10 protein-coding genes are annotated in these 10,741 nt (G+C 53.1%); 3 read left to right on the top strand and 7 right to left on the bottom strand.

Annotation, left to right across the window (positions count from 1 at the left end):
* Positions 1 to 161 precede the first annotated feature (161 nt).
* Positions 162 to 2,231 carry a hypothetical protein gene (locus MPF33_11120; GenBank protein ID MCI2415771.1) on the bottom strand — a complete coding sequence of 690 codons (2,070 nt, stop codon included), beginning with the start codon at positions 2,229 to 2,231 and terminating at the stop codon, positions 162 to 164.
* A gap of 77 nt (positions 2,232 to 2,308) precedes the next feature.
* On the opposite strand from MPF33_11120, the gene MPF33_11115 reads away from it, so the two are divergent.
* Positions 2,309 to 3,343 carry a hypothetical protein gene (locus MPF33_11115; GenBank protein ID MCI2415770.1) on the top strand — a complete coding sequence of 345 codons (1,035 nt, stop codon included), beginning with the start codon at positions 2,309 to 2,311 and terminating at the stop codon, positions 3,341 to 3,343.
* Between the two features lie 5 nt (positions 3,344 to 3,348).
* Here the strand turns inward: MPF33_11115 and MPF33_11110 are convergent, their stop codons facing one another.
* The 5 genes from MPF33_11110 to MPF33_11090 form a co-directional block, all read right to left on the bottom strand.
* Positions 3,349 to 5,181, bottom strand: a complete 1,833-nt coding sequence (locus tag MPF33_11110; GenBank protein ID MCI2415769.1) for an AMP-binding protein — start codon at positions 5,179 to 5,181, stop codon at positions 3,349 to 3,351.
* Entirely contained in the window at positions 5,178 to 5,609 is a 432-nt protein-coding gene (locus MPF33_11105) for a Zn-ribbon domain-containing OB-fold protein (protein ID MCI2415768.1), read from the bottom strand. The genes MPF33_11110 and MPF33_11105 overlap by 4 nt, the downstream gene beginning before the upstream one ends.
* Positions 5,610 to 5,619: 10 nt before the next feature.
* Positions 5,620 to 6,795 carry a thiolase domain-containing protein gene (locus tag MPF33_11100; GenBank protein MCI2415767.1) on the bottom strand — a complete coding sequence of 392 codons (1,176 nt, stop codon included), beginning with the start codon at positions 6,793 to 6,795 and terminating at the stop codon, positions 5,620 to 5,622.
* On the bottom strand, positions 6,792 to 7,904 hold the full coding sequence (locus MPF33_11095; GenBank protein MCI2415766.1) for a thiolase domain-containing protein: 1,113 nt from the start codon (positions 7,902 to 7,904) through the stop codon (positions 6,792 to 6,794). Before MPF33_11095 ends, MPF33_11100 begins: the two co-directional genes overlap by 4 nt.
* Positions 7,905 to 7,977: 73 nt before the next feature.
* A complete protein-coding gene (locus MPF33_11090) occupies positions 7,978 to 9,084 on the bottom strand; it encodes an acyl-CoA dehydrogenase family protein (protein MCI2415765.1) in 1,107 nt (368 codons plus the stop codon).
* A 116-nt stretch (positions 9,085 to 9,200) separates the two neighbouring features.
* Between MPF33_11090 and MPF33_11085 the strand changes: the two genes are divergently transcribed.
* Together MPF33_11085 and MPF33_11080 are read left to right on the top strand one after the other, a co-directional pair.
* On the top strand, positions 9,201 to 9,533 hold the full coding sequence (locus tag MPF33_11085; protein ID MCI2415764.1) for a Rieske (2Fe-2S) protein: 333 nt from the start codon (positions 9,201 to 9,203) through the stop codon (positions 9,531 to 9,533).
* An 85-nt stretch (positions 9,534 to 9,618) separates the two neighbouring features.
* Entirely contained in the window at positions 9,619 to 10,326 is a 708-nt protein-coding gene (locus MPF33_11080) for a hypothetical protein (GenBank protein MCI2415763.1), read from the top strand.
* Positions 10,327 to 10,336: 10 nt separating this feature from the next.
* Here the strand turns inward: MPF33_11080 and MPF33_11075 are convergent, their stop codons facing one another.
* Complete coding sequence (locus MPF33_11075) at positions 10,337 to 10,618, bottom strand: zinc ribbon domain-containing protein (protein ID MCI2415762.1); 282 nt, start codon at positions 10,616 to 10,618, stop codon at positions 10,337 to 10,339.
* Positions 10,619 to 10,741: the final 123 nt, after the last annotated feature.

Here is a 10,741-nt window from a genome sequence, read left to right as displayed (position 1 = left end):
ACTAGGAGTGAAGAAGATTGTCAACGCTTTGGCTCTTTCCTTTCTCTTCACATCACGGGGTATCTCCCTTAAGGGGGAGTAACGCCTTAGACCTATGCAGAACCCTCGCAGAGAGGGGAGTAGGTCAGAACTAGGGGAATGAAGACCGGAAACGGAAAGGGCTAGGCCTTGAGCTTTCCCCTCCTCGCCCACGGCGTGAGCTTAGTCAACGCCAGTGCCACCCCTACCAAAAGCGTGATTGCCATTATCACGTAGTACTTCCCCTGGGTCAAGTACTCCTCGTTCTTCACCACTAACCCCTTCCCGTTGACTACGTAGCCATTTCCGTAGAGGAACTGGAAGTGGCTAGCGTTTGCTAACCAGAGGTCGCTGTAGGCGTAATTGAAGAAGACGTACTTGAAGCTACCGTTGTCGAACACAACGTACTCCGAGGGGTTTATCTCTTTGTACTTCAGGGGAAACAAGTAGTGGGAGACGTTATGGCTTGAGAGGAAGCTCAGGGAGAAGTTGCTGTAGTTGCTCCCGTAAAACAGGGAGGGGTGGACGTAGTTGACCTCGAAGACGTAGCACGGCGGGAAGTCCCCAACAAGTTTTAGCAACCCGTGTTGCTCGTACTTCACGAGCCCAGAGAGTATTGTGGAAACGTTGGGGCCCAAAGTCGAATCGCCCTGGAAGAAGACGTACTTTATTCCCATTACGTAAAACAAGTTGTAGAGCAACATCTCGTTTGGTTGGTTGTACACCTCTAATGCGTCGCATATCTCGCTAAAGGCATTGCTCTCGTAGTCGTTGGCGTTGCCGTAGTGTCCTCCAACGAAGACCGGGTGGCTCAGGGAGAAGACCAAGATGTTGTTTCCCTCGTACCAAGTGGTAGTCATCCAAGTGAAGGACTGGGGAAGGGCGATCGCGTTGAACTCCCCAGGCTGGGAGTTGAGGTAGTTCACTGCCTCCACGAACTGCTGGGGAGGGTGAACAGAGGAGTAGTGGACGCCGTAGGCACTCGGGGCAAGGGAGAAGACTAAGACGCCCAAGACGGCTAAGGGGGCCAACAATTTAGCCCAGTTCCACTTCACCTCTTCCATGAGGAGTGGGACCAGGGAGGAAACTATCAAGGAGAAGAAGAACCCTTGGACCCAGCCTAGCGCCCACGGTTCAGTCCTTATGTCGACGAAGTAGGGAACCTTAAAGAACAAGTACTCAACTTGAGCGCCAAAGGGGCTTTTGGTTCCAGCGTAAAACGTGGTCACCACGATGTAAATGAGGAACCACATGATCACGAACTTACTCTTCCTAGCTAAGTACATGCCAAGCCCAAGTAAGGATACTAACGCTATAAAGTACAAATAGGAGGGCGGGTCGTATAAGGTGCTGAAGACAAGGGGAAACGGCCTAGAGGTAGAGTTTAGGATGCCAAAGGAACCGCTCACGAAGGACTCGCTGCTCAAGGTCTGATTTACGAACGAGAGAACAGAGAGCATCCAGTAGACGTTGCTGGCCAAGAAGACAGCGGGCAAGGCTATAGCGAAGGCCAAGTTCTCCCTCCTCTTGTATATTAGGAGGAAACCGACTGAGGCTAATAGCACAACACCAAACAGTTGCACCAAGTAAGTTATGTTGCTCAGCCCCCCCGCCACTGCGAACACCACTACCAGGAGGCCTAAATAGGAGAGCTTGTCAACAAGGCTCTGGGAGGAGAAGAGCTTGAGGATAAAGTAGAGCATCACGGGGAGGAAGACGTAATTTAACTGGTTCAACACCACTACCCCAGGGAGGGGGAACTTGGGCTCCATCTGTTGGTAGTTAGCGAAGTAGAGGCCCCAGTTGTCCATGAATGCCACGGTGCTGAGGACTAAGGTGGGAATCCTCAGCTTAAGGCTGCTGAGCCCTATTGGAGAAGTTACCTCTACTAGCTTAAAGGTGAAGAGAGAGCCCATGAAGAAGAGCAAGGAGAATAGGACGTACTCGCTGTAGTGCCATCTTAGGCTGTCTAACACAAAAGCTAGCCCGTCGTACCAGAAGGAGGGGACCGAGTTAACTGGTCCCAGGAGAAAGGGATAGCTCCTGTCAATTGCGTACTCTATACCTAGTAAGTAATTTGAGGGAGGGACGAAGCTGTCCAAGAAGAAAGCTTGGTCCCCTCCAAAGAGCACTCCCCCCTTCAGCCACACGACTATCTGGACGACGGTAACTACCGCGATAACTGCATAGTCTAACGCTTTCTTGGCCGACACACTCTTGATATGACCTAGTTTTTATTAACTTTTGCCCTATCCAAGAACTTAAAGGATTGGAAGTCCAAGGCATCCCTGTGAGGTCTCAAGAGGGGCTACTGCTGTCTAGCTGGATGTTCTGGAGCGTAGCATACTACATGTACTTTCCATTTCTATCCATATTCTTCTCTAGGTTTGTACCTGAGGGGGAAGTGAGCTTACTTTACCTCCTATTTCAGGCGTCATCCCTACCCTTCCCGTTCGTTGGGGTGAGGCTACACAGGAGAAGCCCCATATTGGCAATAGTCGTTGGAATGGGGTTGTCAGGATTAGGGCTTGCCCTCCTGTCTCTAGCCAGGAACGCAGTGGAAGTAGTGGCTTTTATGGTAGTGAATTACTCCTTTTACCTTGCCCTACCTTCCTACTACTTGTTGATGGGAAGGCAAGGAGAGGGGACGATAACCAGGGTGTGGGCTTTCTCCATACTGCCCTCACTTTTCATGCCCTCCGTGGGAGGTTTCTTAGCCGAGGCCTTGGGCTTTAGGGGACTCTTCCTCCTCTCTGGTGTCATATTGGCCTCGTCGTTCGTGCCAGTGCTCAAGGTCCACTGCGACGCGGCAGACAGAGAGGCCATGGGACTGCCAAGGAGCGCCTACGCCATTCCCCTCATGATACTCTCTGTGGCGATGGCCTCACCATACGTCTACCTCCTGGCTTACGTTGATTTCTCCCTAACGAAAGTCCAAGTGGGTGAGCTCTCGACATTGGCAGAAGTGGTGGGGATGGTATTCTCCTTGCTCTCCTCCTACACCAAGAGGAAGGAGGTATCTCTGGCCCTCTCCTTACTCCTCTTCTCCCTAGTGTCGCTTTTACGCGTGAGCCCCCTCTTCGCTGTGTTCTTTGGCTTGTGGGAGGCCGTGATCCCCTTGAGCACAGAAGTGTTCGCTGGGAGGACGGGTTCAGTTGACGAGTATGCCGTGGTAGTGGCACTGGGGGACGCAGGGTGGGCGTTGGGCTACTTGGTAGATGCTGTGTGGCAGAACGCGGAACTGGCGATTTACAGCTCCAGCTTAGTGGCCCTGTTTACTGCAACAATGCTACTCCTAGACAGGGCAAGGAAGGGGATTAAGTAGGTAGTCTAATCTCCCTTCACTGCCCTCTTTATCTCCTCCAGGGACTGCGGGTTCTCCAGGGAGGACGTGTCCCCCAGTTCCTTTCCCAGCAACGCGTTTCTTATTAGCCTCCTCATGATCTTCCCGTTCCTCGTCCTCGGTAAATCCCTCACTAGGATGATATGTGACGGGACCAAGGCCTTCCCCAGCTTCTCCTCTAAGTACTCCAACAGCTCTGCTTCCAACCCCTCCTTGGAGGCCTTGGGGACCACGAAGCACACCAGGACCTCTCCCTTTACCTTGTCTGGAACACCAACGCACGCGCTCTCCACGATAAAGGGGTGAGAGTCTATTACAGCCTCTATCTCCCCTGGTCCGATCCTCTTCCCTGACACCTTGACTACGTCGTCGCTTCTCCCCACAATGTAGAAGAATCCTTCCTCGTCCTTCATGGCCAGGTCTCCGTGGACCCATACTCCCTTCCACCTAGACCAGTAAGTGGAGATGTACCTCTCTGGGTCCCTCCAGAATCCCCTAGTCATCCCGGGCCAGACGCTCAGCACAACTAACTCTCCCTCCACGTTGGGAGGTGCAGGTCTCCCTTTCTCGTCGAAGACGTCCGCCCTTATGCCCGGAGACTGGCCGTTAAATGAAGAGGGCTTCATCTCCTTTACCACGTAGTTCCCCAAGATGGCCCCTGATATCTCAGTCCCTCCGCTGTAGTTTATGACAGGGGAGGAGGTCGCCTTGTAAAGCCACTCCCAGCTTTCCGGGTCAATTGGCTCCCCGGTGTTGCCCACTACTCTGACATCCAGCCTCAGGGAGGGGTCTGAGGCCCTCAAGCTCCTCGCTAGGCTTGCTGAAAGGCCTAAAACCTTCACGTTGAGGGAGTCCACGAACTGCCTTAACGCGTCTGGGGTAGCGAAGCCGTCCAGTAGGGCTACCTTTGCCCCTGTGAGGAGGGCGCCGAACAGCAACCACGGTCCCATCATCCATCCCATGTCGGAGATCCACGAAACTGACTCCCCTCTCCTTACGTCGAAGTGGAAGTACATGTCAGCCCCAGCCTTTACCGGGAAACCTCCGTGGACGTGAACGCATCCCTTTGGCTTTCCCGTTGTTCCTGAGGTATAGATGATCATCATGGGGTCCTCCGCCTCCGTTTCCTCGTAACCATCGCCTGGAGCTTTCAGTACCTCCTTAAAGTCCACGTAGTCCTTTAGCTCCTTACTCTCCTTTAACACAACCTTGAGCAAGTTTAGCCTCTCTAGGTTCTTGTATGGCTCCACTTCCTTCCCCTTCCTAGTGTAGCTGTCGACAGTGAAGATCACTCTTGCCCCGCTGTCCTCAACCCTCACTCTTATTGGCTCCTCCCCGTAACCGGAGAACAGGGGGACTATCACCATCCCCGCCCTGGCAATGCCCAGCATGACTGGCACTATCTCAACCCTCATAGGCATGTAGACCGCCACTCTGTCTCCCTTCCTAAGCCCCACGTTCTTTAGCCAGCTAGAGATGGCCTTTGCCCAATCCAGCACCTGCGAGTAGGTTAGCGATTTGACGTTACCTTCCTCGTCCATGGACTGCACGAAGACGTCCGCACTGTCGTTAAGCATGTCGGTGACGTTGAGCTTAGAGTCCACGAACCACTTGGCCCACTCCTTCCCTCTGGAGAGGTCTAGTACCTTCTCAGGCCTCTTCCTAAATCTCAAGCCCACCTCGTCCAAAAAGGACGCCCAGAACTCCTCCGGTTTCTCCCACGTCTGTCTCTGGAACTCCTCCAGGGAGAGTCCCCTGTTTGCCAGCCACCTCCCTACGTTGCTCTCCTCCTTCCACTCCCTGTCCGGAATCCAATTCATTTTACCCTTACCCTAAGGGGTATATCGTACGCGACTATTTCAACCCTTCCCCCTAGCCTCGGCTCCCCCTCAACGTAGGCTAGGAGTCCTCCCACCGTCTCCTCGAACCTCACTAAGCCCAAAGTCACTGGCTTATCTAGCTTCCTGCCCTCGTTGTCGTAGTACACGACTGTAAAGGCATCCAAGTACGGGTTTGCTACTTCTACGTAGTCCACGTTCTCCACGAAGCACTTCTCGCAGTACATCCTTGGGGGCACGTACACTCTGCCGCACTTTGGACACTTCCTTCCCAAGATCTTCCCGTCCTTTAGTCCTAGGAGGAACTTGCTTAGCGCCTGCCCAGCGGTGTAGGAGTACACGGCCTCTGGCTTGTAGTTCACAGTGTAGTGAGAGTTGAGTTCTTCTTCCTTTAATGGGTGTAGAGTCATCTCAATCACCTCAGTTCCTCATCACCACCACAGTGGACGCCTGCATCAAGTCGCCCCAAGCTTGGGCCACTCCAGTGTGGACTGGCTTCTTCACCTGCATCCTTCCGCCAGTCCCCTTGAGTTGCCAGTAGATGCTTATGGTCTTCATTAGCCCAGCAGCAGCTATAGGGTTCCCCACTCCGAGTAGTCCACCAGATGGGCTACTGGGTATCTCGCCGTCCTTGTCGAAGAACCCCTCCTTCAATAGTGAAGGGGCCTCTCCTCTCTTCGCCAGCATTAGCCCCTCCAAGTGGTGCAACTCCTTGTAGTCGAAGGGATCGTACGGCTCTACCACGTCTATCTCCTTTTGGGGCCTCTCAATTCCAGCCATCTTATAGGCCATCCTAGCGGCGTTCTCCAAGTACCTAGGGTAGGCGAGTTCCCTGTTGGGCCAGGAGGTGTTGTCCAAAGTCCATCCCACCCCTTCCACCCATACTGGTGTGTCGGTGTACCTCCTGGCCACGTCCCCTTCCACCAGCACCATTGCAGCTGCCCCGTCGCTCACGGGGCTCACGTCAAGCAGTTGAACTGGCCACACCAGCACCTCGCTCTTCAGCACGTCCTCCACAGTGATCTCAGCCCCGAGCTGGGCATAGGGGTTGGCTAGAGCGTTCCTCTTGTTCTTCACCGAGACCAACGCTATCTCCTCTTTACTCACCTTGTTGACGTACATGTAGCGGTGCATCTCCATGGCGAATATCCAGATCAAGTTTGGATTCAAGGGCTTCTCCGTTATTGGGTCCCAGATATATCTGAACACGGCTTGTGGGTGAGGCCTTCCAGGGCTCATCTTCTCCTCCGCAACAGCCAAGACCTTCCTGCATAGTCCGCTGGCCACGTGGTACCACGCTGAAATCACTGTCATTACTCCAGTTGCCCCTCCCACGTATACTCTGCTCACTGGCTTCCTTACTCCTCCAGAGCCGTGGGACAAGTACTCTCCCTTCATGTGGATCCCGTCGAAGGCATCTGGGGCACTGCCTATTACCACGCAGTCTACGTCCCTCAACTCTAGCCCCGCCTCCTCCAACGCAGTCTTAGACGCCTCCCACGCCAGCTCCTGTGGCGTCTCCAAGTACCTCCTCTTGAACGGCGTCATCCCAGCGCCTATCACCGCCACTCTCCTAAAGTAGAGGTTAGTCCTCATCTTTCCATCACCGCCACTGCTCCCGTGAAGGTGGGCACTCCCCTCCAGCTTGCTACTATTGCCTTCTTCTCCCCCTCCCTCAAGTACTCCACTGCGTCAAGTAGGAGGGAGAGGCCAGAGGCCTCAAGGGGGAATCCCTTTGCCAAGTGTCCCCCCTTAGGATTCACGGGTAGGTAGCTCCCTGGGTTGAAGTAGCCCTCCCTGAGCATACCCATGACGTCTTGGACGCCCAAGGCCTCTAGGTGCATGAGCTCCTTGTAGCTATATCTGTCGTCCACGAATATCCCGTCCACCTTCAGAGGGGATTCCAGTTTGCTCGTCTTGAAGGCCTCCTTTGACGCTAGGGCGAGGTAACTGGCCCTACCTAGTTCTGCCAGCTCCAAGTTAGAGCTGTCTGTGGCGAAAGAGATCCCCGTTATCCACACTGGGGCGTCGTTAAACTTCCTTGCCACTTCCTCAGAGGCTACGACGACAACTATTGACGCGTCAACTGGTTGGGCTATGTCGGCCTTACTCAGCGGGTACACTACTGTCTCCAAGGACTCCACGTAGTCCTTGTCCAACGAGGAAGCAAAGGGGGCCCTCCCAGTCTTGAGCCCAGATGCCTTGTTCTTGACCACCACCTCAGCCAAGTCCTCCCTAGTTACTCCAGTCCTCTCCATAAACTTGACCGCGTCTAATCCAGCTATGAAGTGGTAGTTCACGTTAGCTCCCCTCACGTAAAGGGGGTCCATCGCCAGCTCCACTACCTTTGAGAAGGAGAGGACGTCGCTGGGCTTTGCGTGTGCCTCCACTACTACCACGTCCGCTACCCCAGAGTTTATCATCATTACTCCGTGGGCTACTCCCTGAAGGCCGTCCCCCGCAACCGTCATGGCAGGCCTCATTGAACCGCCTACTGGGTCAGGGGCGAACTCGTCTGATATGGAGATTCCCTCCCAGAAGTCCTCTTGGCATGAAATGAAGGCGTCCACGTCCTCTCTCGGGTTGACGTTTGCGTCATGGTAGGCCCTCTGCGAGGCCTCGAACATCATCTCCCTAAAAGAGTGGTCGTGTATGTGGGGAGAAAAACCGAACCAACCGACTCCAATAACTCCCACTTTTTTCATTATCCCACATGTTTAAGAAGATTTAAAAATTTTTGTTATTTTAGTAAGTATATAGAAAATAATTTATAAATAGTCAAAAAGAGCTCACGTCGGTTCTAAACCCAGATGAGGCAATCTGCTTTAAGTGTTTAAACAGTATGAGCTTCTGGACCTCGTCGCTCCCCTCCCCAATCCTCGTCAGCCTCACGTCCCTGTAGGCCCTCTCCACCCTGGAGCCCTTGGCGTAACCCATTCCCCCCATCACCTGGAGCATTGAGTCCACTACCTTGTTTGCCACCTTGGAGGAAGTCAGCTTAAGCGCAGAGATCAAGGGTTCCGCTCTTACCCAGTCTGAGGAGAACGCCCTGCAGGTGGTCTCTAGAAGAGAGGAGGTGGAGATGAGGTCGGCGAGGGACTCGGAGAAAGTCCACTGGATTCCTTGGTGTTGTAACAACTTTTTACCGAAGACTTCTCTCTCGGATGCCCACGCGTACGCCTCCTCCATAGCTCCCCACGCCAGCCCAAGCGCTATCGCGGATATGGCTATCCTCCCTATGGACAACGCGTACTTCGCCACCTCCCACCCCCCTACTTCCCTCTCCACCACGCAGTTGGAGAACCTCAACCTCGCGGTACCGGTGCCTCTGTTCCCCTGCACCTCTACCTTCTCCCTCTCAACGCAACTGTCCTTATATACCAACAAGGCCTTCACCTCCCCCTGCTCATCCTTGGCGAAGACTAGGAAGAGGTCGGCGTAGAGCCCCTGGGTTATCCACATCTTTTCCCCGTTCACCAGTAGCTTGTCCCCCTCCCTCCTTACTCTCGTCCTCATGGCCTTAGCGTCTGAGCCGCAGCACGGCTCACTCAGGGCAAAAGAGCCTATGACCTTCCCTGAAGCTAGGTCGTCGCTTACCCTGCTACCTAGGTACTTCCTAAGTGGGGCGTTCACTAGCTCCGCCTGCGCGTCCTGGATTAGGGCCAGCGAACCGCTTACTTTGGCTATTTCTAAGAGGGAGAGCATAGCGTCGTGTAGGTCGACGCCGTAGTGTAGGGGGTCTAGGATACCAAGTTCTCCCATCTTCAGCACGACCTCCTTGGGGTACCAGTCCTCACTGTCCACTTTCTCGGCTATTGGTTGGACGTATTTCCTGGCGAACTCCCTTACGTTTTCCACAAGTAACGGTTCCACGGAATCTACCATGATAAATTTTTCCGTGAAAGTTTTTAAACTATAATTAAAAATGAGAGAAAACGTCTCCCCCGTGAATATATACGTTTTAATAGGCAAGCTTAAATCTTAAACGCATAGTTTCTCTCATGGTTTGGAAACGAACTATTTCCGCAAAGGCACTTGAAAAGGCAAAGCATGCCTCAGTTAAGGTAGACGACAAGGTGGTCTTCATAGCCAACGTTGGAGGGAAGCTCTACGCAATGGATGCAGTCTGCTCCCACGCTAGGTGTATCCTAGGAGAACTGGATGAGCAGAGGCTTACGGTGAAGTGCCCCTGCCACCACGCCTTGTTCGAGCTGACCACGGGCAAGATGCTCGAACCACCTTACGTAGCGTCAGACGCGCCTAAGGAGAAGCTTGGGTTGAAGACGTACAACATAAGGGACAACAACGGTTGGATAGAGGTGGACGTGGAGTAGCCTTTCCACATTTCTCTTTTTTCCCCTCTGTTTTAATCGTTTGAAAGTGGGAAAAGTTTAATATGTAAACTTGAAATATTTTCATATGAACATATATAGGCTAATAGTGTTGGGAGTTCTCATAGCTTTTTTGGTGGCAACTGGAGAAACCTCCGTTCAAGTTTACAACATCTTCGCGTCTAAGAACCCAAGCTACGGCGTGTACTGCGCGAAGAACGGGGAGGTCTACGTGGTGCTCCAGGGGTCTGGGCAACTGATGGCGCTGAAGGGCAATGGAACAGCGCTCACAGTGAACTTACACTCCTATTCAGGGACGGTGCCCTTCAGGATAACCGCTGGGGGAGGCTACTTGTATGTGGTGTACCAGAAAGGACCCCTCCCTCAGCTTAACTTGAATGGCCAAGTAGTCAAGAACTACACCATCCCTCACGTGGCCAAGTACCCCGCAATAACCTGCGCTGACGGCTACGTTGCGGTGACCGCCTCGTACGGCAACGCCTTATACTTCATAAGCAACGACGAGGTGAAGAAAGTAAACGTAGTTTCTAGGCCACAGGCGTTGGCCTACGATAACTACACCAGCGTGGTGTACGTGGGGGCATACCAGAGCAACGTCATAGAGGGCATATCTCCCTCCAGCTTCCGGGTAGTAGAGAACTTCACCATAAACGGCACAACAGTAGACGCCATGGCCTTCGTCCCGCCCCACGTCTTAGCAATAGCGACGTATGAGCAACAGGTGGAGTTCGTAAACTTGCTGACCTACTCCCAGCCCTGCGAGGGTTCTGCATAGGTCTTGAGCGTTACTCCCCCTTAAGGGAGATACCCCGTGATGTGAAGAGAAAGGAAAGAGCCAAAGCGTTGACAATCTTCTTAACTCCAAGTTTCACGATGTTTAACGCTCCACTAACGTCGCTGTGAAGTTTACGGCCAAAAGGACAGTTAACGACATCCCTTGGATTTCTGTCAACCTTAACGTTATGGAAGGCGCAGAGCCGCGAAGTATTGTACTCAATCACTAGGTATGTCTTTACGCCGTGCTCGTGGAGTTTGTTCGCTATTGCGCCAACTTGCGAAAAGACCAAATTTGAAGTGAGCTTGTTACCATCCTAGGAATGAAGTAAGGATAGCCCAAGTAAACCGTGGAGACGCCAAGATCCCACAAGGAGTTAGCCAAGTGAGAGGCTAAAGTTCTGTAGTAGTGAAGA

Origin of the sequence: Candidatus Aramenus sp. CH1, assembly GCA_022678445.1 — an archaeon.
Taxonomy (GTDB): Archaea; Thermoproteota; Thermoprotei_A; order Sulfolobales; family Sulfolobaceae; genus Aramenus.
This window is presented reverse-complemented; position numbering and strand designations above follow the sequence as displayed.

Excerpts from the sequence above, each read along its gene's own strand:
- MPF33_11110 (MCI2415769.1), bottom strand. The coding sequence starts at position 5,181 with ATGAATTGGATTCCGGACAGGGAGTGGAAGGAGGAGAGCAACGTAGGG.
- MPF33_11105 (MCI2415768.1), bottom strand. The coding sequence starts at position 5,609 with ATGACTCTACACCCATTAAAGGAAGAAGAACTCAACTCTCACTACACT.
- MPF33_11100 (MCI2415767.1), bottom strand. The coding sequence starts at position 6,795 with ATGAGGACTAACCTCTACTTTAGGAGAGTGGCGGTGATAGGCGCTGGG.
- MPF33_11095 (MCI2415766.1), bottom strand. The coding sequence starts at position 7,904 with ATGAAAAAAGTGGGAGTTATTGGAGTCGGTTGGTTCGGTTTTTCTCCC.
- MPF33_11090 (MCI2415765.1), bottom strand. The coding sequence starts at position 9,084 with ATGGTAGATTCCGTGGAACCGTTACTTGTGGAAAACGTAAGGGAGTTC.
- MPF33_11085 (MCI2415764.1), top strand. The coding sequence starts at position 9,201 with ATGGTTTGGAAACGAACTATTTCCGCAAAGGCACTTGAAAAGGCAAAG.
- MPF33_11080 (MCI2415763.1), top strand. The coding sequence starts at position 9,619 with ATGAACATATATAGGCTAATAGTGTTGGGAGTTCTCATAGCTTTTTTG.